The sequence below is a fragment of the Actinoallomurus oryzae genome (assembly GCF_039541955.1).
GTDB lineage: Bacteria > Actinomycetota > Actinomycetes > Streptosporangiales > Streptosporangiaceae > Actinoallomurus > Actinoallomurus oryzae.
In genome coordinates this window covers 70,847-92,576 of sequence record NZ_BAABHF010000007.1, presented here as the reverse complement: position 1 = coordinate 92,576, position 21,730 = coordinate 70,847, and the positions used below count along the sequence as shown (strand labels likewise).

The 21,730-nt window shown below is 71.3% G+C and carries 23 protein-coding genes; 13 read left to right on the top strand and 10 right to left on the bottom strand.

The window, feature by feature from the left end:
* Positions 1-115 precede the first annotated feature (115 nt).
* Positions 116-601: a VOC family protein gene (locus ABEA10_RS01490; RefSeq protein ID WP_345456251.1), complete on the top strand. Its 486-nt coding sequence runs from the start codon at positions 116-118 to the stop codon at positions 599-601.
* A 4-nt stretch (positions 602-605) separates the two neighbouring features.
* Here the strand turns inward: ABEA10_RS01490 and ABEA10_RS01485 are convergent, their stop codons facing one another.
* The 4 genes from ABEA10_RS01485 to moeZ form a co-directional block, all read right to left on the bottom strand.
* A complete protein-coding gene (locus ABEA10_RS01485) occupies positions 606-917 on the bottom strand; it encodes an MGMT family protein (protein ID WP_345456249.1) in 312 nt (103 codons plus the stop codon).
* Positions 910-2,121, bottom strand: a complete 1,212-nt coding sequence (locus tag ABEA10_RS01480) for a S8 family serine peptidase (protein WP_345456246.1) — start codon at positions 2,119-2,121, stop codon at positions 910-912. The genes ABEA10_RS01485 and ABEA10_RS01480 overlap by 8 nt, the downstream gene beginning before the upstream one ends.
* Positions 2,122-2,180: 59 nt before the next feature.
* Positions 2,181-2,876 (bottom strand): hypothetical protein, encoded by a 696-nt coding sequence (locus ABEA10_RS01475; protein WP_345456243.1) that lies wholly within the window; start codon positions 2,874-2,876, stop codon positions 2,181-2,183.
* 335 nt (positions 2,877-3,211) lie between these two features.
* Positions 3,212-4,390: an adenylyltransferase/sulfurtransferase MoeZ gene (gene moeZ, locus ABEA10_RS01470; protein WP_345456240.1), complete on the bottom strand. Its 1,179-nt coding sequence runs from the start codon at positions 4,388-4,390 to the stop codon at positions 3,212-3,214.
* Between the two features lie 208 nt (positions 4,391-4,598).
* On the opposite strand from moeZ, the gene ABEA10_RS01465 reads away from it, so the two are divergent.
* Positions 4,599-4,793 (top strand): CsbD family protein, encoded by a 195-nt coding sequence (locus ABEA10_RS01465; protein ID WP_345456237.1) that lies wholly within the window; start codon positions 4,599-4,601, stop codon positions 4,791-4,793.
* A 122-nt stretch (positions 4,794-4,915) separates the two neighbouring features.
* Here the strand turns inward: ABEA10_RS01465 and ABEA10_RS01460 are convergent, their stop codons facing one another.
* The 3 genes from ABEA10_RS01460 to ku all read right to left on the bottom strand — a co-directional run bounded on the left by ABEA10_RS01460 (position 4,916) and on the right by ku (position 8,585).
* On the bottom strand, positions 4,916-5,833 hold the full coding sequence (locus ABEA10_RS01460) for an alpha/beta fold hydrolase (protein ID WP_345456234.1): 918 nt from the start codon (positions 5,831-5,833) through the stop codon (positions 4,916-4,918).
* A 122-nt stretch (positions 5,834-5,955) separates the two neighbouring features.
* Positions 5,956-7,422, bottom strand: a complete 1,467-nt coding sequence (locus ABEA10_RS01455; protein WP_345456231.1) for a DEAD/DEAH box helicase — start codon at positions 7,420-7,422, stop codon at positions 5,956-5,958.
* A gap of 230 nt (positions 7,423-7,652) precedes the next feature.
* Positions 7,653-8,585 carry a non-homologous end joining protein Ku gene (gene ku, locus ABEA10_RS01450; protein ID WP_345456228.1) on the bottom strand — a complete coding sequence of 311 codons (933 nt, stop codon included), beginning with the start codon at positions 8,583-8,585 and terminating at the stop codon, positions 7,653-7,655.
* Between the two features lie 185 nt (positions 8,586-8,770).
* Between ku and ligD (ABEA10_RS01445) the strand changes: the two genes are divergently transcribed.
* From ligD (ABEA10_RS01445) to ABEA10_RS01410, 8 genes are all read left to right on the top strand, one after another.
* Complete coding sequence (gene ligD / locus ABEA10_RS01445; RefSeq protein ID WP_345456225.1) at positions 8,771-9,736, top strand: non-homologous end-joining DNA ligase; 966 nt, start codon at positions 8,771-8,773, stop codon at positions 9,734-9,736.
* Positions 9,737-9,793: 57 nt separating this feature from the next.
* Complete coding sequence (ligD, locus tag ABEA10_RS01440) at positions 9,794-10,687, top strand: non-homologous end-joining DNA ligase (RefSeq protein ID WP_345456223.1); 894 nt, start codon at positions 9,794-9,796, stop codon at positions 10,685-10,687.
* A gap of 128 nt (positions 10,688-10,815) precedes the next feature.
* The gene (locus tag ABEA10_RS01435; RefSeq protein ID WP_345456220.1) at positions 10,816-12,156 is read left to right on the top strand and encodes a dihydrolipoyl dehydrogenase family protein; all 1,341 of its coding nucleotides are present in this window, start codon (positions 10,816-10,818) and stop codon (positions 12,154-12,156) included.
* Positions 12,157-12,169: 13 nt separating this feature from the next.
* Positions 12,170-12,439 carry a hypothetical protein gene (locus ABEA10_RS01430; RefSeq protein WP_345456217.1) on the top strand — a complete coding sequence of 90 codons (270 nt, stop codon included), beginning with the start codon at positions 12,170-12,172 and terminating at the stop codon, positions 12,437-12,439.
* 96 nt (positions 12,440-12,535) lie between these two features.
* Entirely contained in the window at positions 12,536-13,156 is a 621-nt protein-coding gene (locus tag ABEA10_RS01425) for a TetR/AcrR family transcriptional regulator (protein WP_285570596.1), read from the top strand.
* A 102-nt stretch (positions 13,157-13,258) separates the two neighbouring features.
* The gene (locus ABEA10_RS01420; protein WP_345456209.1) at positions 13,259-13,483 is read left to right on the top strand and encodes a DUF3107 domain-containing protein; all 225 of its coding nucleotides are present in this window, start codon (positions 13,259-13,261) and stop codon (positions 13,481-13,483) included.
* Positions 13,484-13,577: 94 nt separating this feature from the next.
* Entirely contained in the window at positions 13,578-13,835 is a 258-nt protein-coding gene (locus ABEA10_RS01415) for a GlsB/YeaQ/YmgE family stress response membrane protein (protein WP_345456207.1), read from the top strand.
* A gap of 807 nt (positions 13,836-14,642) precedes the next feature.
* The gene (locus ABEA10_RS01410) at positions 14,643-16,316 is read left to right on the top strand and encodes a DEAD/DEAH box helicase (protein WP_425550850.1); all 1,674 of its coding nucleotides are present in this window, start codon (positions 14,643-14,645) and stop codon (positions 16,314-16,316) included.
* Between the two features lie 77 nt (positions 16,317-16,393).
* Here ABEA10_RS01410 and ABEA10_RS01405 read toward each other — a convergent pair whose 3' ends face one another.
* A complete protein-coding gene (locus tag ABEA10_RS01405; protein WP_345456204.1) occupies positions 16,394-17,113 on the bottom strand; it encodes a glycerophosphodiester phosphodiesterase in 720 nt (239 codons plus the stop codon).
* A gap of 90 nt (positions 17,114-17,203) precedes the next feature.
* Here ABEA10_RS01405 and ABEA10_RS01400 point away from each other — a divergent pair, with 90 nt between their 5' ends.
* Both ABEA10_RS01400 and ABEA10_RS01395 read left to right on the top strand, forming a co-directional pair.
* The gene (locus tag ABEA10_RS01400) at positions 17,204-18,073 is read left to right on the top strand and encodes an alpha/beta fold hydrolase (RefSeq protein ID WP_345456202.1); all 870 of its coding nucleotides are present in this window, start codon (positions 17,204-17,206) and stop codon (positions 18,071-18,073) included.
* Positions 18,074-18,190: 117 nt separating this feature from the next.
* Complete coding sequence (locus tag ABEA10_RS01395) at positions 18,191-19,081, top strand: oxygenase MpaB family protein (RefSeq protein WP_345456199.1); 891 nt, start codon at positions 18,191-18,193, stop codon at positions 19,079-19,081.
* Between the two features lie 55 nt (positions 19,082-19,136).
* Here the strand turns inward: ABEA10_RS01395 and ABEA10_RS01390 are convergent, their stop codons facing one another.
* Together ABEA10_RS01390 and ABEA10_RS01385 are read right to left on the bottom strand one after the other, a co-directional pair.
* Complete coding sequence (locus ABEA10_RS01390; RefSeq protein WP_345456196.1) at positions 19,137-20,012, bottom strand: RecB family exonuclease; 876 nt, start codon at positions 20,010-20,012, stop codon at positions 19,137-19,139.
* Between the two features lie 13 nt (positions 20,013-20,025).
* Entirely contained in the window at positions 20,026-20,721 is a 696-nt protein-coding gene (locus ABEA10_RS01385; RefSeq protein ID WP_329241564.1) for an MBL fold metallo-hydrolase, read from the bottom strand.
* Between the two features lie 354 nt (positions 20,722-21,075).
* Between ABEA10_RS01385 and ABEA10_RS01380 the strand changes: the two genes are divergently transcribed.
* The gene (locus ABEA10_RS01380) at positions 21,076-21,693 is read left to right on the top strand and encodes a LysE family translocator (RefSeq protein WP_345456189.1); all 618 of its coding nucleotides are present in this window, start codon (positions 21,076-21,078) and stop codon (positions 21,691-21,693) included.
* Positions 21,694-21,730: the final 37 nt, after the last annotated feature.

Below are 21,730 nucleotides of genomic sequence, written 5' to 3'. Positions count from 1 at the left end.
ATGTCACGAATGTTGCGATTGATTCTTCTTCGTTCCGGCGGGTGATCGCCCAGGTCCTTGCCCGGCAGGGCCCCAATGATTTAGTTTTCAACTATCGACGGAAGTGAGGGGCGGCATGATCGATCCGGACGCCATCGCGGCGGAGCGGGCCCGGCTGCGGCAGGAGCACCTGCACGACGAGCGGCCGGCCAGCTCGGCGCGCGGCCTGCACCACGCGGCGCTGCTGTCCTCCGACGTCGAGCGGACCATCCGCTTCTACCAGGACCTCCTGGAGTTCCCGCTCACCGAGATCGTCGAGAACCGCGACTACCGCGGCTCGAACCACTTCTTCTTCGACATCGGCAACGGCAACCTGCTGGCCTTCTTCGACTTCCCGGGGCTGGACCTCGGCCCGTACGCCGAGGTGCTCGGCGGCCTGCACCACGTCGCCATCTCGGTCGATCCGCCGACCTGGGAGCGCCTGCGGGGCAAGCTCGACGCGGCCGGTGTGCCGTACCAGACGGAGAGCGGAACCTCGATCTACCTGCGCGATCCCGACGGGGCGCGGCTGGAGCTCCTCGCCGACCCGCTCGGCGAGATGTACGGCACGACGGTCCTGTAGCGGCTCACGTGCCGCCGTCCCAGCGGGCGCGGCGCATGTCGACGCGTTCGCCGCGCAGCGGGGTGCCCTCGGCCACGTAGCGGGGGCGGGCCTCGCGGGTGTGACTCGGTGGCAGTGAGCCGTCGGCGCGGATCACCCGCCACCACGGCACGGCGCCTCCCCACAGCGCCATCACGCGGCCGACCTGGCGGGGGCCGCCCTCCCCGAGGTACTCGGCGATGTCGCCGTAGGCCATGACCCGGCCCGGCGGGATCCGCTCGACGAGGTCGAGCACCCGCTCGGCGAACTCCGTCGGCTCGTGCGACCTCTCACTCACCTTGTCCGGCCTCCGCGTCGGCGTTCCCGCGGCCCCGGATCCGCAGGATGAGCATTGTCGTGGTGATCAGCGCGCCGGCGAGGCCGAACAGGGCCGCGACCCCGATCCAGCCGCCCAGGAAGATCAGGCCGGGCGGGTGGCGCTCGACCTGCACCGGGTCGACCGGGGCGCTGTCGAACCGGCCGGGGCGGCCGGCCGCGACGTCGTGGTAACCGCTCAGCTTGGCCGCCGCGGCGAGGGCGGCGTTCGCGTTCACCTCGCCGAACCCGACCAGCTCGTCCCAGCCGCCCGACGGGCGGTGGCTCGCGCTCGTGCTGATCGCCTGGGCCACGAGGGCGGGCGCCATGTCCGGGTACTTCGCCCGGATCAGAGCCGCCACGCCGGAGACGATCGCGCCGGCCTGGCTGGTGCCCTCGCCGACCCAGTAGCTGTCGCCCGGCCCGGCGCCGACCACTCCCGTGCCGGGCGCCGCGACGAGCACGCTCGCGTTGCGGTCGGAGAACCCGGCCGGGGTGCCGTGGCGGTCGACCGCCGCGACGCCGATGACCCCGGGGAACGCCGCCGGATAGGACAGGCGGACGATGCCGTTGCGGTCCACCTTCTTGGGGCTCTTGGAGTCGCCGTCGTTGCCCGCCGAGGCGACCACGACGACGCCCTTGGCGATCGCGTGCGCCACCGCCGACCGCTCCGGCTCCGACGCGTTCGGACCGCCGAGCGACATGTTGATCACGTCGGCACCGTGGTCGGCCGCGTAGCGGATCGCCTTGGCCAGCGACGCCCGGTACTCGGGCCGGTCACGGAAGGTCTTGTAGCCGGGCTCGTCGGGGTCGGCGATCGTGCGCACGGACAGGACGTGGGACTCGGGCGCGATCCCGATCATCCCGTCGCCGGAACCGTGCCCGTGCCCGGCGATCAGCGAGGACATCCAGGTGCCGTGGAGGCGGCCGGGGTGCGGCGCGACGGAGTGGATGAGGTCGGGACCGGTGGTGACCGCTCCGGCCAGGTCGGGATGCGAACCGTCCACGCCGGTGTCGAGCACGGCGACGGTCACGCCCTTGCCCCGGGTGACCTTCCAGGCCTTCCCGGCGGAGACCGCGTCGAGCACCCACTGCTCACGGTCGCGGATGTCGTCGGCGTGCGCCGTCGTCGGGCCGCAGAGCGCGGGACCGGCCGCCATCGCGAGAGCCAGGGCGAGCGCGGACACGCGCCCCGGCGCCTTCCGGGGAGCCCCATGCCGTGCCGTACGGGCCCCCGGGCGGCGTCTCAGCACTTCCACTCGCGCTTCTGCGAGCAGTCGGGCTGGGCGCGTTGCGCGAGCGCGTCGACGATGTTGCCGCCGATCTCGGGCACGAGCAGGAACGCGGTGGTGTGCTTCTTGCGCACGGCCGCGCCCGGCCGCCCGTCGGTCTGCCCGGCGACGGTGAGCACGACGTACGGTCCGGCCTGGCCCGCGGCGGCGTACTGCCGGGCCGCGTCGTCGAACCGGGAGGCGATGGTCTCGGGGAACGGCAGGGCGCGGAGGGTGTCGCCGGGATCGGTCGGGTCGGGCGGCGCCAGGGCGTCCTTGGCGGCCAGCGCGGCGCGCTCGTCGTTGACGGCGGCGACGCCGACGGTGAGGACGATGCCCTGAAGCTGGTCGACGTAGGTCGCCCGCAGCAGGGCGCGGCAGCCGTAGCGCTTCAGGACCGCGGCGGACCGGGCGCCGATGCCGCTGTCACATCCGGTGCCGGACGCGATCCCGACGCGCCGGGCCTGCTCGACGCCGCCCTGTTCGGAGGTGTACGGGACGGTGTCGGGGAAGATGCGCTCGGCCGGCCAGGTACGCCAGCGGTCACGCACCTCCTCGGTGGCCGCCTGGTACATCTCGCCCGCGGTCGGCTTGCGGTGGAACTCCCAGTACACGCGCCCCGTGGCGAGGCCGCCCACGGCCAGGTAGCCGACCGCGGTGACGATCGCCACGACGAGCCACAGCCTGCGCCGCGCGTGCCAAGGGGTGGGTTCGGGAGGCGGCTCCGGAAACTCCGCGTGAGGCCCGCGCCACGACCCGGACGAACCCGAGCCGGAGACGGGCCAGCCAGGCCCGGAGCTTTGCGCCATATCCACTTAGGTTACTTGGCCTCCCTGAAGACCCGGTCCGTGCCGGCCGGCGTGATCCGGTGCCGTACGAGCGGCGAAGACCGGCCATCGGCAGGTCGTCCGCATGAGAGAAAGAGTGCGTGGTCCGGCTTCGGCAGGGCACACGCCGGCCGCGCCGGGGGATCGCACTCCCCGGGCGCGGCCGGCGTGAAGCAGGGTCAGTACGAGGGCAGGGACGGGTCGATCTGGTTCACCCAGGCCAGCACGCCGCCGCCGAGGTGGACCGCGTCGGAGAACCCGGCGTTCTTGACGATCGCCAGGGCCTCGGCGCTGCGCGCGCCCGACTTGCAGTGCAGGACGACCTTCTTGTCGTGCGGGAGGCGCTCCAGCGCCGCGCCGGACAGGAACTCGCCCTTGGGGATCAGCGTCGCGCCCGGGATGTTGACGATCTCGTACTCGTTCGGCTCGCGCACGTCGACGAGGAAGATGTCGTCCGACTCGAGCATGTCCTTGAGCTCGGTCGCCGAGATCGTGGAGTCCTTGGCGGCGTCGGCGGCCTCGTCGGAGATCGCGCCGCAGAACGCCTCGTAGTCCTCGAGCAGCTCGGTGATCGTGGGGTTCTTGCCGCAGAGCGGGCACTCGGGGTCCTTGCGGACCTTGACGCTGCGGTAGGTCATCTCCAGGGCGTCGTAGATCATCAGACGGCCGACGAGCGGCTCGCCGATGCCGGTGAGCACCTTGATGGCCTCGTTGACCTGGATGGAGCCGATCGAGGCGCACAGCACGCCCAGCACACCGCCCTCGGCGCACGAGGGCACCATGCCCGGCGGCGGCGGCTCGGGGTACAGGCAGCGGTAGCACGGGCCGTGCTCGGCCCAGAAGACCGACGCCTGGCCGTCGAAGCGGTAGATCGAGCCCCAGATGTACGGCTTGCCGAGCAGCACCGCGGCGTCGTTGACCATGTAGCGCGTCGCGAAGTTGTCGGTGCCGTCCACGATCAGGTCGTAGCCGGAGAAGATGTCCATGACGTTGTCGTTGGACAGCGGCTCGTTGTGGACGACCACCTTGACGAGCGGGTTGACCTCCTTGATGGAGGCCGCGGCCGACTCGGCCTTGGGGCGGCCCACGTCGGACTGCCCGTGGATGATCTGGCGTTGCAGATTCGACTCGTCGACGACGTCGAAGTCGATGACGCCGAGGGTGCCCACGCCGGCGGCGGCGAGGTACAGCAGCGCGGGCGAGCCGAGGCCTCCGGCACCGACACACAGCACCTTGGCGTTCTTCAGGCGCTTCTGCCCGGCCATCCCGACGTCCGGGATGATCAGGTGGCGCGAGTAGCGCCGGACCTCATCGACGGTGAGCTCGTCCGCGGGCTCGACCAGGGGTGGCAACGACACGGTGTCTCCTGTGCGTGCTCGGGATTGTCCGAACGGACACTGGTGTGCTCCATCAGTGTCCTATCCAGGCGACAACTCTCCCATACGGTCAGTCATTCCCGGCGAGCGGCCTCGGCAGGTATCGCCATCGGTCGCGGCCATGATCGGCATAGATCGCTAAATAGCGGGCACATCGCAGCCGTACGACCTGAGCGAGGAGATGCCAGAGATGAGTCTCATAGACAAGGTCAAGAACAGGCTGCAGATGGCCAAGGGCCACAGCAAGCAGGAGACCGGCCGGATGACCCGCGACCGGGACATGGAGACGCGTGGGCGCTCCGACCGCGCCCAGGGCGGGGCCAAGCAGGTCGGCGAGCACCTCAAGGACATGGGCAGGGACATCCGCAAGACGTTCCGGAAGTGACGCGCCGGACTCCAGGACCGGCCCTCGGCCACGGACCGAACCCGACCTTACGGACGGGCCGTGGCCAGGGCCGGTCGCCACGCCCCTCGAACCGAGGGTGCGTCTGGAGGTGGAGCGGCGCCCTAACCCGCGGCGGAGGTCTCGTCCTCGGGCATGGCGATGTCCTCGAGCATCGCGCGGAACTCCCGGGCCACGATCTCCGGGCGTTCCATCTGCGCGACGTGGCCCACGTCGGGCAGCAGGAGGACGCGGGCGTGCTTGAAGACCCGGCCCGCGCGTGCCGCCATGCGCGGGTCCACCAGGCGGTCGCGGCGGCCGTAGATGAGCAGCGTCGGCGCGGTCACCCGCGCGGCGTACCGCCACAGTGAGCGGCGCACGTAAGCGTTGACGATGCCCCGCGAGGAGGCGATGAGCGCTTCGGCGTTGTGCGTGAGCCCGTCGCGGCGCCGGACGTCCTCCACGAACTCCATCAGCCGGTCCGGGTGCACGCCCGTCGGGTCGGCGAAGCACATGTCGAGCGTGCCCTGCACCCGCTGCTCGGCCGACAGGAGCGTGAACCGGCGGACCGCCCACGGGCCGAAGCCCGGCATCGTGGCGGCCAGGATCCGCGCCGGGCCGTACCGCGGGCGCAGGTCGGGCAGCGCCGGTGAGATCAGTGTGAGGGTCTTCACCAGGTCGGGACGGGTGCCGGCGAGGCGCGTGGAGATCGCGCCGCCGAGGGAGTTGCCGAACAGGTGTACGGGGCCGCGGGCGCGCTTCTCGATCAGACGCACGACGGCTTGCGTGTGCGCGTCGATGGAGTAGTCGCGGCCCGGCGGCGGGGGTGAGTAGCCGAAGCCGGGCAGATCGATCGCCTCGCAGGCCAGCTCGTCGGAGAGCAGGCCCATCAGGTCGGTCCAGTTGGAGGCCGAACCCGCGAGTCCGTGCACGAAGACCGCCGGCTCGGCGTCGGCGTCGTGCGCGGGCGCCGTCCGGGTGAAGACCTCGAGGTCACCGAGCGAGATGAGTTCGCCAGGCCAGGCCGGAATCGGAGCGCTCATATGAGAGAAAACAATACGCGGGCCGATTCTGTGCCCTCGCCGGCCTTGACCCGATCTTGGGCATAGTCAGGGCCGCCCACCAGAAAGTGAGCGACCCGGACCATGACCTGCGATGACAATCCTTACTGACCCTGACTCGCCGATGGTGTCGCCTCACGACGCGGCCGGCGGGCCGACCGGTCGTCGCGGCGCGGGCCGCCCGAACGGCCCTCGTGCCGCACCCGCGGCGTGCCCTCGTGCCGCTCGCCCTGACGCTCGCCGTCGCGGCGTTCGCCGTGCCGGCCACCGCCGGACCGGCCCTCGCGGCGCTCGCCGTACCGGCTTCCCGGACGACGGTCGCGACCGCCGCCCGGCCGGTGCCCGCGGCGCTGGGGGCGCGGCTGCTCGGGCTCGACCTCGACCGGGATGCCGCTCGGCGCCTGCGCGCCGGTGATGCGGATCAGCGTGGCGTCTCCGGCGGACACCTTGGACCGCTGGGCGCGGACGCCCGCGCGCCGCATCATGCGCTCGGTGTTGCGGACCTCGTTGTGGGCGACGAGCGTGGCGACCGTGCCGCGCTCGCCGGCCCGCGCGGTGCGGCCCGCCCGGTGCAGGTAGTCCTTGTGGTCGGCGGCCGGGTCGACGTGCACGACGAGGCTGACGTCGTCCACGTGGATGCCGCGCGCCGCGACGTCGGTGGCGATGAGCACGTCGACCTTGCCCTCGCGGAACTCCGCCAGGGTGCGGGTGCGGGCCGACTGGGTCTTGCCGCCGTGCAGGGCGCCGGCGCGCACCCCGACCCGCGCCAGCCGCTTGGTCAGCGCGTCCACGCCGTGCTTGGTGCGGACGAACATGATCGTACGACCCTCGCGCCCGGCCACCTCGGCGATGACGTCGTGCTTCTGCGCGCGGTCGACGATGAACAGGTGGTGGTCCATGGTCTCCACCGGCGCGGCGGCCGGCGCGACCGAGTGGGTCACCGGGTCGTGGAGGTACTTGCGGACCAGCTTGTCGACGTCGCCGTCGAGCGTGGCCGAGAACAGCAGCCGCTGGCCGTCGGAGGGGATCTGGTCGAGCAGCGCGGACACCGCCGGCATGAAGCCGAGGTCGCACATGTGGTCCGCCTCGTCGAGGACGGTGATCCGGACGTCCTGGAGCGAGCAGGCGCCGCGCTCGATGAGGTCGGTGAGCCGGCCCGGCGTGGCGACGAGCAGGTCGACGCCGCGGCGGAGCGCCTGGATCTGGCGCGTCATCGACATGCCGCCGACGACCGTCTTGGCGTGCAGGCCGAGGGCGCGGCCGAGCGGGGCCAGGGCGTCCTGGACCTGCATGGCGAGTTCACGGGTGGGAACGAGGATCAGCGCGGTGGGCCGCTTGGGCGCGGCGCCGCCACCGGCGATCCGCGTGAGAAGGGGAAGCCCGAAGGCGAGAGTCTTGCCGGAGCCCGTCTGGCCCCGGCCGAGCACGTCGCGCCCGGCGAGAGCGTCGGGCAGGCATGCCGCCTGGATCGGGAACGGCGTTGTGATGCCGCGGCGCTCCAGTGCGGAGACCAGCCGCTCCGGGAGGCCGAGTTCGGCGAAGGAGGGCAGGGTCGATGAAGCTGATGTCAAGAACGAACCTCTCAGAAAGGGCCCGCCTCGAGACGTACCGCAATAGTCGGGGGATCGCGGACTCGTAGCCGGCCACGGCGCGATGACGCGCCTGAACACGAAACACAAAGCTTACAGGGCGTCACAACCGGCCCGGGGTGCGATCTATTCCCCCCGAGGAGGATGTTGTCTCGCTTTCCTGGTCACAGACCGCACAGGCGTTTCGGCCGGCCTCTCGAGCGGACCTTCGCTCAGGCGGACTTGCGGCTGCCGCTGCCACTCTTGGCCTTCGACTTGGTGGCGCTCGCCTTGCCGGACTTACCGCCCGTCTTGGCCTTGCCGGACGTGCCGCGCTTCGCCTTGCCGTCCGCGTCCGCCTCGCCGTCGTCCTTGGCCCGGCCCCCGCCGGAACGGCCTTTCTTCGCCGCCTCGACGCTCGCGCGCAGCGCGCTGAGCAGGTCGGCGGCGGCCGGCGCCTCCTCCTCGGGCTCCTGGGTGACGACCTCCCTGCCCTCGACCTTCGCCTCGATGACCGACTGCAGGGCCTCGCGGTAGGCGTCCTTGTACTCGCCGGGGTCGAACTCGCCCTCCATCGAGTCGATCAGCGAGGTCGCCATCTGCAGTTCCTGCGGACGCAGGTCGACGTCCTCCTCCAGGAACTTGAACTCGGGCGCGCGCACCTCGTCGGGCCACAGCATCGTCTCGAGGACGAACACCCCGTCGCGGACCCGGAGCGTGCCGAGCGACTCGCGCTGGCGCAGCGCGACCTTGACGACCGCCACCTTGCCGGAGCCCTCCAGGGCGTCGCGCAGCAGGACGTACGGCTTGGTGCCCTGCGCCTCGGGCTCCAGGTAGTAGGACTTGTTGAAGTAGATCGGGTCGACCTGCTCCTCGGTCGCGAACAGCAGCACGTCGATGCGGCGGCTGCTGGACAGGGGCAGGTTCTCGAAGTCCTCGTCGGTGAGGACGACGATCTCTCCGCCCGGGAGCTCGTACCCCTTGGCGATGTCGGAGTACGGGATCTCCTCGCCGTCCTTGGTGCACACGCGCTTGTACCGGATCCGGCCGCCGTCCTCGCGGTGGACCTGGTGGAAGGCCACGTCGCGCTGTTCGGTGGCCGAGTACAGCTTGACCGGAATCGTGACGAGCCCGAAGGAGATCGCGCCCTTCCAGATGCTGCGCATGAGGTTCCCCTACCCGTCGCGCCGTCGATCTAGTTTCCGAATTGCGAAGTATGTTCGAATATACGGTTGCCGCTTCGTCACGGCCAGTACCCATCAGGCGGACGGGGAATCACCGAGCGACGCACTCCGGCCGCGCTGGCGTCAGGCACGAGCGGGATGGGCAGAAACGCCGTATGGGTGACCCGATGCCCGAGAACATCCAGCCGATGCTCGCGACGACGGGCGAGCTACCGGACGACGTCGCCCGCTGGGCCCTCGAGGTCAAGTGGGACGGCGTGCGCGCGATCGTGTACGTCGCCGGCGGACGCGTACGCGCCGTCGGCCGCCGCGGAATCGAGGCGACCGGCCGCTACCCCGAGCTGCAGTCCCTCGCCGATCTCCTCCCCGACCAGTCCGCCGTCATCGACGGCGAGGTCGTCGCCTTCGACTCCGAGGGACGCCCCAGCTTCGAACGCCTCCAGCACCGCATGCACGCCGACCGTCCGGACTCCCGGCTCATCCGCCGGGTGCCGGTGCACTTCGTCGCCTTCGACCTGCCCTACCTGGGCGGCCACACGCTGTACGACCTGCCGTACCGGGACCGGCGCGCGCTGCTCGACGAGCTCGAACTCGCCGCCGGACCCGTCGAGGCGCCGCCGTACCTGGACGGCGCCGAGGTCGAGCAGGTCCGCGAGCTACAGGAATGGACCGCCGAGCAGGGTCTGGAGGGGCTGATCGCCAAACGGCTGGACTCCCCGTACCGGCCGGGCCGCCGGGTCGACTTCTGGCGCAAGGTGAAGAACTTCCGCACCCAGGAGGTCGTCATCGGCGGCTGGAAGGCCGGCAAGGGCCGCCGCGAGGGCGGGGTCGGCTCGCTGCTGCTCGGCGTGTACGACGACGGCGAGCTGCGCTTCGTCGGCCACGTCGGCACCGGATTCTCCGACCTCGACCTCGACGACCTGCACAAGCGCCTGGTCGCGCTGGAACGCCCGGACAGCCCGTACGCGGGCGAGGTGCCGCGCGAGCACGCGCGCTCGGCGTACTGGGTCGACCCCTCGCTCACCGGTGAGGTGACGTTCTCCCGCTGGACCCGGGACGGGATGCTCCTGCACGCCTCCTGGCGCGGCCTGCGCCCCGAGATCCCCCCGGAGGAGGTCCGGCGCGAGCCGTGAGACCGGTCCATTCCGGACCGAAGGATTGAAAGCCGCCTCGCCGGGGAGGGGGGCTGGGTGAGCGCCAAGACGAGGGTCGAGGTCGACGGCACCAGGCTCGTCCTGTCCAACCTCGACAAGATCCTCTACCCCGAGCACGGTTTCACCAAGGGCGAGGTGATCGACTACTACGCCCGGATCGCGCCGGTGATGCTCCCGCACATCGCGGGGCGCCCCTCGACCCGGCTGCGGTACCCCGAGGGCGTCGACGGGCAGTCGTTCTTCGAGAAGAACGCGCCCCCGCACACGCCCGGCTGGGTGCGCACCGCCCACCTGCCGACGCCCGGCGGCAGCCGCGACTCCATCGACTTCGTCATCATCGACGACCTGCGCACACTCGTGTGGTCGGCCAACCTCGCCGCGCTGGAGCTGCACGTGCCCCAGTGGCGCGTCGGGCCGCGCGGCGGAGCGCACGAACCCGACCTGCTGGTCTTCGACCTCGACCCGGGCCCGCCGGCGGGCCTGGAGGCCGCGCGCGAGGTCGCCGTCCTGCTCCGCGAACTCCTCGACGACGACGGCCTGCGGTCCTTCCCCAAGACGAGCGGCCGCAAGGGCCTTCACCTGTACGTTCCGATCGCCGAAAGCTCCGACGAGCGCACTTCCGCGTACGCCAAGGAGGCCGCGCAGCGACTCGAGAAGGACCACCAGGACCTGGTCGTCAGCCGCATGGACAAGAAGCTGCGCCGCGGCAAGGTCTTCGTCGACTGGAGCCAGAACAACCGACACAAGACCACGGTCGCGCCTTATTCTCTCCGAGCGGCGGAGGAGCCGTACGTCTCCACGCCGGTGACCTGGGACGAGATCGAGGGTGATGTCGAGCTTCGCTTCGGGCCGGACGACGTCCGTGCCCGCGTCGAGCGGGACGGCGACCTGCTGGAGCCCTTGCCGGAGCTGCGGCAGAAGCTGCCCTGAGCCTCAGGACCAGGCATTCGATGCCGTCCGGTGTGTCACACATCGGTCCGCGGGATCGGTTACTCGGGTAACAATCGTGTCTGCGCCAACGGGCGCACCACGGGGTGGATGTCGGAGAGGATGATCAGGTGACGGACGCGCAGGACAAGCGCTACGACGTCCTGGTGCTCGGCGGCGGCGCCGGAAAGAACATCGCCGCCGACCTTGCGCGGGCGGGCCGCTCGACCGCGCTGGTGGAAAACCGCCTGGTCGGCGGGGAATGTCCGTACTTCGCGTGCATGCCGTCGAAGTCGATGCTGCGGTCCGCCCGCCGCGGGGAGACCTGGGAGCACGCGGTCGCACGCCGGGACGAGGTCACCCGCCACCTCGACGACGCGCCCACCGCCGCGGAGATGGCCGAGGCGGGAGTGACCGTGATCCGCGGCCGGGGCCGGGTCGTACGGCCCGGGGTGGTCGAGGTCGACGGCACCGAGTACGGCTACACCGACCTCGTGGTCGCGACCGGCAGCGAACCGGTCACCCCCGACGTCGAGGGCATCGGCGACGTGCCGACCTGGACCAGTGACGAGGCGCTGACCCGCCCGGACCTGCCGCGCCGGCTGATCGTGCTCGGCGGCGGGCCGGTCGGCTGTGAGCTCAGCCAGATCTACGCCGCGTTCGGCTCGCAGGTGACGCTGGTGGAGGCCGCCGACCGGCTGCTGGCCGCCGAGGCACCGTTCATCGGCGACCTGCTCGCCGACGTGCTCCGGCGCATGGGCGCCGACCTGCGGCTGGGCGTGGGCGCCACACGCGCCGAGCGTACGGAGAGCGGCCTGCGGCTGTACCTGTCCGACGGCGGGCACATCGACGCCGACCGCATCCTCGTCGCGACCGGCCGCCGGCCGCGCGTCGCCGACCTCGGCCTGGAGACACTCGGCATCCGGCCCGACCCGAAACAGGGCATCGCGGTCGACGTCACCTGCAAGGCCGTGGTCGACGCCGAGACGGACACGGCCGGCACGACGGTGTGGGCGGCCGGCGACGTCACGGGCGTGGCGCCGTACACCCACGCGGCCAACTACCAGTCGCGCGTCGTCGTCTCCAACGTGCTCGGCAAGCGCCGTGAGGCCGACTACCGCGCCGTGCCGCGGGCCGTCTACACCACGCCGACGGTGTACACCGTGGGCGTCTCACCGGTCTCGGCGACCGGGCTGGAACTCATCGCCGCCGGGTACGACCTGTCCAACACGCCGCGGGCGACCGTGGAGGACGACGACCGGGGCCGCGTGGAGCTGTACGCCGACCGGGCGCGAGGCGTCCTCGTCGGGGCGGCGGCGATCGGCCTCTACGCTGAGGGATGGATGAGCGAGATCACGCTGGCCATCCGGGCCGAGACGCCGCTCAGCATCCTGACCGACGTGGTCCACGCGTTCCCGACCTATGGTGAGGCCATCGAGCCCGTTCTGCGCGAACTGGCCGACCAACTCTGAGCTGGGGGAAGGCATGTCCGAGGAAGACATCGAGCTGAGCCTCGAGACTCCCGAGGCCGACGCGGCCGAGCAGCACACCCCGGCGCGCGGCGAGGAGCGGCCCGAGCCGCCCGCCGTGCCCGTCGAGGCGAACGACGCCGACGCCGCCGAACAGCACGTCCGCGTGCGCGACTACTCCGAACGCTGGCCGGAGACGGTGCCCACGGAGGCCGACGAGGCCGACGCCGCCGATCAGCACCTCTCGGTCCGCGACGACCAACTCGATGACGACGACTATCGATGAGGCGGTGCTCGCGGCGCGGTGTTACCCGGCCGTAGGATGGTGGCTCCAGGCGCCATCGCGTTCCGGCGCCGCTCGGCAGTCGATCGGAGAACCCACGTGACCGCAACCCCGGACGCGCGCCCGCGAGGCACGAGGTTGCCGAGGCTGGCACGCCGTCGCCAGCTGCTCGGCGCGGCGCAGGAGGTCTTCGTCGCGCAGGGCTACCATGCCGCCGCGATGGACGAGATCGCCGAGCGCGCCGGGGTCAGCAAGCCCGTGCTCTACCAGCACTTCCCCGGCAAGCTCGAGCTCTACCTGGCGCTGCTCGACGAGCACGCCGAGGGTCTCGTCCAGTGCGTGCGCGACGCGCTGGAGTCGACGCCGGACAACAAGCTGCGGGTCGAGCGGACCATCGAGGCCTTCTACGACTTCGTGGCCGGCGAAGGCGAGGCGTACCGCCTGGTCTTCGAGTCCGACCTGCGCAACGTCGCCCCCGTGCGCGCACGGGTCGAGCGCACCAACCAGCAGTGCGCCGAGATGATCGCCCAGGTGATCCAGGAGGACACCGGCGTCTCCAGCGACGAGGCGCACCTGCTCGGCATGGGCCTGGTCGGCATGGCCGAGGTCAGCGCGCGCTACTGGCTGTCGCAGCGCGGCACGATCCCCAAGGACCAGGCCGAACGGCTCATCGCCCGGCTGTCCTGGCGCGGCATCGGCGGTTTCCCCCGTACGACCTGACCGCGAGATCACGCGGGCGGACGTGCGACGGTTCCCCGGAGATCGCCCGGTTCGCCGGTGGCGGGCGGCTCTGAGACGACGGATGGATCACGGAGGACAGACGTGCAGGTCAGGATCGGTGTGCAGTCCGTACCCAAGGAGCTCGTCGTGGAGACCTCCCTCTCCCCCGACGAGGTCGAGCAGGCGGTGGCCGACGCGCTCGCGGAGGACGACGGCGTCTTCGCCCTGAAGAGCAAGAACGGCCGCGTGGTGGTGCCCGCCGCGAAGCTGGCCTACGTGGAGATCGCGGAGTCGGACGCCCCGTCCGTCGGATTTGGGGCGTTTTAACAGGCTTTTCCCGGAATGACACCAGATTTAGGGGGCATACCGGTCGCTGAATCGAGCCGCCGCTCCAAGGCGGCCGGTAGGAGGTGTCACAACGATGCTGACAGTGATCTGGTTCATCATCATCGGTGCCGTGATCGGGCTGCTGGCCCGCCTGGTCATCCCGGGACGCAACCCGATGGGCATTCTGCTGACGATCCTGGTCGGGATCGTCGGCGCGGTCCTCGGCGGGATGGTCGCCGGCGCGGTGGGAGCGGGCAGTGTCCTGGCGTTCATCATCTCGGTCGTGATCGCCGCGATCCTGGTCGCCCTGCTCAGCGGCGGCATCGGGCGACGGCGCAACCGGGTCTTCTGAGGTCACCGGGTTCTGTGAGGTCACCGGGTCCGCCGACCCGCCCTCGCGCCGTCCCCGGCGGATGAGACCACCGCCGCGTCCCGGCCGCGTCAGACGCCGGGGCGCGGTGGCGCTCACTACCGTCGGTCACGGTCCGTCCGGCCGTCACCCCGGCACCGTCTCCGTGGCGGCTTCTTCTCCACTCGCTGACCGGATGCGGTCAGAAGGGCCGTCACAGCCACGGTGCGCGGCGCGACGGCGCACTTGAGGCCTCTCACCAGGGTTTACGCTCCGGAAGCGGCCTCCGCCGCCGTACGGCCCGCAGGCGGGTCGCCCGCCGGCCCGCCGCCACCCGGTCACCGGTGTGGCGCAGCAGGCCAGACGGCCGAACGGCGCCTCCGAGTCATACGCGGGGGGCAGGGAATGAAACCGGACGGACGTGTGTTAGACCTTTACGTCGGGGACTTTCTGTTTCCGATCTCTCCCGCTACACTGCGTGGCGAAATGTGACCGCGCGCTGCGCAGCGCGACCCCCGGTCGCAATCCTTAGGAAGAATTTGACGGCTGGTCCCTCCCGCGCGAGTGCGCGACCGTATGCGACGACCGGCAGGTGCACGAGTAAGCCCTGCCGCGGGCGGCGCATGAGTTTGCGACCGCGAGATGGCTTGCCGCGTCACCGACCTGGTGCACATGCGGCGCCGAGCGGACCCCGCACTCTGGAGGCTGAAGGCCCTGACGACATTTCATGATCTGGGAGTCATTCCCGAAATCGCAGCCGCCCTCGAGACCGAGGGCATCGTCGAACCGTTCCCGATTCAGTCGCTCGCGGTGCCCATCGGGCTCAGCGGGCACGACATCATCGGCCAGGCGCGTACCGGCACGGGCAAGACGCTCGCATTCGGCATCCCGCTGCTCCAGCGCATCGAGCACGGCGGCAAGAAGCCGCTCGCGCTCGTCATCGTGCCGACCCGTGAGCTGGCCGTCCAGGTCACCGACGACCTGAACGTCGCCGGCGGCAAGCTCGGCACCCGCGTGCTGTCGGTGTACGGCGGCCGCGCGTACGAGCCGCAGATCGACGCCCTCCGCGAGGGCGTCGAGGCCGTCGTCGGCACGCCGGGCCGCCTGCTGGACCTGGTCAAGCAGAAGCACCTCGACCTGTCACAGGTGTCGGTCCTGGTCCTGGACGAGGCCGACCGCATGCTCGACCTGGGCTTCCTGCCCGACATCGAGCGCCTCGTCGATCGGGTGCCCGCGCGCCGGCAGACGATGCTGTTCTCGGCGACCATGCCGGGCGAGATCGTCGCGCTGTCCCGCAAGTACCTCACCCGGCCCACCAACGTACGGGCCGAGTCGCACGAGGAGTCCGAGGCGACCCCGCAGGTCGTCCAGCACGTCTTCCAGGCGCACCAGATGGACAAGCCCGAGCTGCTCTCCCGCGTCCTGCAGGCGCGTGGCCGTGGCCTGACCATGGTGTTCTGCCAGACCAAGCGGGCCTGTGACCGCGTCGCCGACGACCTGGTCAAACGCGGCTTCGCCGCCGCGGCCGTACACGGCGACCTCGGTCAGGGCCAGCGTGAGCGGGCGCTGCGGGCGTTCCGGTCCGGCAAGATCGACGTTCTCGTCGCCACCGATGTGGCGGCCCGCGGCCTCGACGTCGACGACGTGACCCACGTCGTCAACTACGAGTGCCCCGACGCCGCCGACACCTACGTGCACCGCATCGGCCGTACGGGCCGGGCGGGCAAGGAGGGCATCGCGGTGACGCTCGTCGACTGGGCGGACCTCCAGCGCTGGAAGCTGATCAACTCGGCGCTCGGCCTGGAGATCGCCGAGCCGGCCGAGACCTACTCCACCTCCGACCACCTCTACGAGGCGCTCGACATTCCCACCGACGTCACCGGCACCCTGCCGAAGGCCCAGCGCGACCGCGCCGGGCTCGAGGCCGAGGAGGTCGAGGACATCGGCGAGACCGGGCGCACCCGCTCGCCGAGGCGCACGGAATCGCGGACGGAATCGCGGACGGAGCGCACGCGCAAGCCGCGCACGCGCACCCGCACGCGCACCCGCGGCGGACGGCCGATCGACGCGGACGCGGCCCCGGAGGCCGCCGAGGCGGTCGCGGAAGTGGTCGGCGAAACGGTCGCCGAGGAGCAGGCCGTGCCCGAACCGCAGGGCGACACCGTCGACGCCGGCGTCGAGAACGCTGAGCCCACCCGCCCGTCCCGGTCCCGGCGGCGCACCCGCCGCGGCGTCGAGACGAGCACCGACACCATCACCGACACCGCTGACACCGCCGTTGACGACGCTCCCGCGGAGACGCCCGCGGCACCGGCACCGGTCCAGGCACCGATCGCCTCGACGCCCGCCGGCGTTCCCGTCGTCCAGTTCATGGCACCGCCTGCCGATCCCGAGGCCGAGGCGGCGCACCTGGCCGAGGCGGCACAGTCCAAGCCCAGGCGGCGGCGCCGTTCCCGCACAGGAGGAGCGCGCAGGCCGGTCTGACGCGGACGTGACCAAGGGGCGTGGCGACGGACCGCGCCCCTTTCTCATGCCCGCTCCGCGCCGAGGGAGCCCTCCGACTACCGCGCCGTACCCAGACGCAGGCTCAGCGCATGGCGGGGACGGTCGGTGATCAGTACGGCCACCCGCGAGTCGGCCAGGAACCGTTGCATCTGCGGCTCTCCGTTGACCGTCCAGACCATCGCGGGGATGCCGAAGCGACCGCAGAGCCGCAGGACGTTCGCCCGCGCGAGGCGGCGGTGCACCGCCAGCCAGTCGGCGCCGCAGGCCCGCATCCGCCCGAGCGGGTACAGCTCGCGGGCACGCACCGGGAGCCGCAGCCACCGGCCGACCTCTCGCAGGTCGCGGCCCAGTGACAGCGCCGTCGTGACCTCCGGATGTCGTCTCTTGATCTCCGCGATCGAGGAGTCCACGAGTGTCGTGGCCACGAAGTTGCCGGGTCCGAGCAGATCGAGGGCCATCTTCACGACCTCGTGCTCGTACCCCGTCTCCTTGAGATCAAGATGACCGACGGCCTTCCCGGCGATCAGCTTCATCACGTCGCGGACCAGTGGCACCCGGTGACCGACGACGGCGCAGAGCTCTTCGTAGCTCAGCCCGGCGACGGGGCGCCCGGCGATGTGGGAGTCGTGGAAGACCACGAGATCGCCGTCACGCGTGCGCCGGATGTCGAACTCGACATACTCGGCGCCCGTGGTGAGGGCGGTCTCGTAGGCCTGCCATGAGGCCGGTGCGGCGTCTTCCGACCCGCCCTTGTGTGCTGAGACGGCGACCGTCATGACTGAAGCGTACGGTGCCCGGCAAGGGGTGGTAACCGGTGAAAGCGCTAAGCTGGTGTCGCTTGGACATCGGCAAGTAAGCTCCTGCCAGTGAGTACGCCCCGGTTTCTTACTCTGCCCCCCGGTGTTCGCCGGACGGACATCGAGACTTCACGCGGTGCTTTCGCCGCGCTCGAGGCGTTTCCCGGATCGGGGATCTCCGAACGCGCCCCGGCTCTGCTGATCCCCGGCTTCACGGGAAGCAAGGAAGACTTCATCCCGGTCCTGCAGACCCTGGCCGGCGCGGGACGGCGTGTGATCACGCTCGACATGCGCGGCCAGTACGAGACACCGGGACCGGACGACGCCGCCGCCTACAGCTGCGCGGAGCTGGGCGCCGACATCGCCGCGGTGATCGAGTCGATCGGAGACCCGGTCCACCTGGTCGGGCACTCCTTCGGCGGCCTGGTGACACGCGAGACGGTGATCTCCGATCCGGCCCTGGTCGAGTCCTTCACCCTGATGAGCTCGGGCCCGGCCGCGATCACCGGCGGGCGCGAGGTCGAAGGGCGTGTCCTGCTCTCCGCGCTGCCGAAGGTCGGGCTCGAACACCTGTGGTCCACGCGGATGGAGCCGGAGGCCCTCGCCAAGGGCGTCCCGCCCGAGATCGTGGCCTTCCTCCGGCGGCGGATGTTCATGAACTCCCGCTCCGGGCTGCTGGGCATGGCGAACGAGCTGCTGTCCTGCTCCGACCGGGTCGAGGAGCTCGCCAAGGCGACCGGTGGCGCCGGCCTGCCCGTCCTCGTCCTGTACGGGGAGAACGACGACGCCTGGGAGCCCCAGGCCCAGGCCGTCATGGCCGAGCGCCTGGGCGCGCGGAAGGTGGTCATCCCCGGTGCCGCGCACTCTCCCGCCGTCGAGGCACCCGAGACGACGGCGAGCGCTCTGACCACCTTCTGGAACGACGCCGAGCGCCCCTGACGACACCGGGCGTCCTGGACTGCGGCTGAACGAATCCGGCGCTCCTGACCGTACGTGGCCGACATGAGACGAGAGACACATTTCGTCGCATGTAACTACTCACTTACGATGGTCGCCATGGAAGCGACCGTCCAGCCCCCGCAGAGCGCCACCTGGCAGGTCCACATCGACCGTTCGATGTGGGTCGGAGGCGTTCGCAGCCTGATGCTCCAGGCCCTGCACCCGATCGCGATGCGCGGCGTCTGGCAGAACTCCACCTTCCAGACGGACCCCATCGGCCGGCTCCAGCGCACGGCCGACTTCGTGGGCGTCGTGACCTGGGGCACCGCCGACGAGGCCGACGAGCTCGGCCGCAGGGTCCGCGCCATCCACCGAGCCCTGCGCGTCAAGGACCCCGACACCGGGCGGCTTCACCGGGTCGACGAACCCGAACTGCTGCTCTGGGTGCACTGCGCCGAGGTCTTCTCCTACCTCGAGGTGGCCCGGCGCTCCGGGCTGCGGCTCAGCGACGAACAGGCCGACCGCTACCTGGCCGAGCAGCGCCGCAGCGCCACCTACGTCGGCCTGCACGAGGAGGACGTGCCCGGCAGCGTCGCGGAGATGGAGGCCTACTTCGCCGACATGCGCCCGCAGCTGAAGGTCACGCCGGAGGCGCGCGGGGCGGTGCGCTTCCTGCTCTGGCCGAAGCTGCCGCACGACATGAGGTTCCTGCGGCCGGGCAAGCCGCTGTACCTGCCGTTCGGCGCGCTCTGCTACTACTCGCTGCCCCGCTGGGCGCGGCAGATGTACGGGATGCTGCCGGAGATCCCGCAGCCGATCGTGACCGCGGGGCTGCGGTCGTTCCGGCTCGCCATGAACTCCCTGCCCGAGCCCCTGCACGACAAGTCGTTCCAGCCGTCGACACGGCGCATGCTCGCCGGGGCACGGGAGCGGCTCGCCGCCGAGGGCTACGACGTCGGCCGCGGCCTCGCCGGCCTGCGCGACCCCCGCCGCTGGCCGGCGGCCTAGCCAGGGGCTTGGCCGGCGGTGTGGCCAGGGACCTGGCCGGCGGCCAGGGGCGGAGTCAGACCTCGTCGGGCAGGGCGGACCAGGGATCACGTGCCGGTGCGGCCTGCCGGCCCTCCGGGCAGTGCCGCGCGTAGTCACACCACGCGCAGAGCGCGCCGGGGCGGGGCGGGAACTTCTCGTCGAAGGCGGCGTGCGGCCGGTCGGTGCGCGTGCCGGGCGGGACCTCCTCGCGGTACCACTCGTCGGCCTCGGCGCACTCCTCGGCGATCTGCTCGGCACGCCGCAGATGGCGGCCGAGTGACTCCTCGGTGTGCTCCCAGACCGCGACCTCGCCGGTGGGCAGATGGTGCAGCTCGACGAGGCGGCACGGAGCGCGCATCATCCGCGAGGACGCCGCGGCGTACAGCGCGAGCGCCAGCGACGATCGCGCGTCGTCCGCGGTGAGCGGCCGGCGGCCGGTCTTGTAGTCGACCACGACGAGCTCGCCGTCGCGGCGGTCGAGCCGGTCGATACGCCCCTGGACGGTGATCAGGTGGGTCTTCATCGACACGGTGCGCTCGACGCCGACCGGCTCGTCGGCCGGGTCGAGGCCGGAGACGTAACGCTCGACCATGGCGCGGGATCGCCGCCGCCAGTCGGTGGACTGCTCCGCGTCACGGAAGCCATCGGTCAGCCAGCCGCGCTCCAGGAGCCGCCCCGCCGCCTCGGGCGTACGGTCCGCGACCGGCAGCCGCCACCAGCCGGCGAGCGCGTTGTGGACGCTCGCCCCGACGCTGTTGTGCGCCCACGGCGGGCCCTTTTCCGGCTTGGGCCGGTCGAGGTAGGTCATGCGGTAGCGGCGCGGGCAGTCCAGCCAGGTGTTCAGCCGTGAGGGCGTGCACGGGTAGAGCCGCTTGGGCATCCCCTCGAAACCGAGCTGCTCGGCCGTCATGACCGGGACCCGCTCAGGACTCGGACTCGGGCTCCTGCGCGAGGGCGAACCAGCTCTCCCACTGGGAGTCCTCCTCGCCGACCGTGCTCTCCTCGCCCTGGCCCGGCAGGATGCGGGTGTCGCGCGGCAGCGGGCTGAGGATCGCCCCGATGGAGTTGAGCTGCTCCTGCAGCTCGGGGTAGTCGGCCCCCACGCGGCCCGGCCGGCCCTTGTGCAGCGTGTCGCCGGTGAACAGCACGCCGAGCTGCTCGCTGTAGAGGCAGATGCTCCCGGGCGAGTGGCCGGGCGTGTGCATGACCTCGAGCTGCGCGCCCGCGATCTCGAACACGCCGCTGTCCTCGATGTCGAGGTCGGGCTGGAGGTCCTTCATGAACTCCGCGTCCTCGTCCTTGTCGGCGAGCGCACGGAAGTACTGGCGCCAGAGCAGGCGGTCACGCGTGTGCAGCGCGATCGGCGCGGGGTCGTCCTCGTCCGCCTCGGCGACCTCAAGGACCGAGCCCAGGTGGGTCTCCCTGCCGTCGGTGCAGATGACAGCCATGATCTCCCGCTCGTCGACCGCCTCGAGAACAGGCTCGGCGTCGAAGGCGGGATCGATGACGATCACCGCGTCGTCGTCTCCGACGATGTAGGTGTTGGCCTCGATGTCGTACTCGGTGTCGTCGACGGTGACCTTGCCCGACGTCACCACTTTGTCGATACGCGCGTCCACGTAAGAAACCCTACCGACTCCGGGCCTTCGGTGCGTGCGGCACCGGAGGATCAGCCGGACGGCGGGGCGCGGCGCTCCGGTGTGATCGTCGCTTCACCGGGATCTCATGGCGTCTCATTAGCGTCCTGCGCATGATTCGACAACGCGGAAGGGCGCCGGACCGACGACGCACCAGGCGCGGCGCTGTAGCCCCAGGCCGCGCTCGGAGCCGACACCCAGTTCTTCCCCCCGACCCGGCCAGAAGGAGCTCCCCCATCCGTACGCCCGGGGCTACCTGACCCTCAGGGGCGCGACCTTCACTGTTCTAGCATCGGGCCACGTGATGACGGCGCGACCGCTCCGCGAGCTCGGGTGATGTTCGAGGTCCTCTGGCTCGGCGTGCTCCTCGGCACCGGTGCGGCGCTCTCCGTCGGCCCGATCTTCGTCACGATTCTCAATGAGGCCGCGACGCGCGGCTTCGCGCCGGCGTTCCGCGTCATCCTCGGCTCCGCGACCGCCGACGCGCTCCTGCTCGTGCCGGCGCTGGCGTTCGCGTGGGTGATCGCCGCCGTGGCGCGGGCGGAGTTCTGGGTGGGTCTCGTGGGGGCGTGCGTCTTCACCCTCCTCGCGGTCCAGGCGGCGCGGGAGGCCTGGCGGCTGTGGCGCCGGGGCGCGGTGCCGGCGGCGCGCGGCTGGGCCTTCTGGAAGGGCGTGACCGCGAACCTGGCCAACCCGCTGACCTGGACCTTCTGGCTGGCCACCGGCACGCCGACGATGCTGCGCGCCCAGCACCTCGCGGGCGACGCGGGGATGGTGGTGTTCACCGCGTGCTGGTTCGGCGTGGCCTCCGGCCTGGAGGCCGTCATCGCCCTGGCCGTGGCGCGTTCGGGCCGCCGCGTCGGCCGGAGGGGGCAGGGCGCCTTCACCGGCCTGTCCGCGCTGCTCTTCGCGGCCCTCGCCGCGATGATGCTGACCCGCGCCGTACACGCGTGACATCGCTCACCCGGCGTCCGGGGCCGCTCCCGTGCTC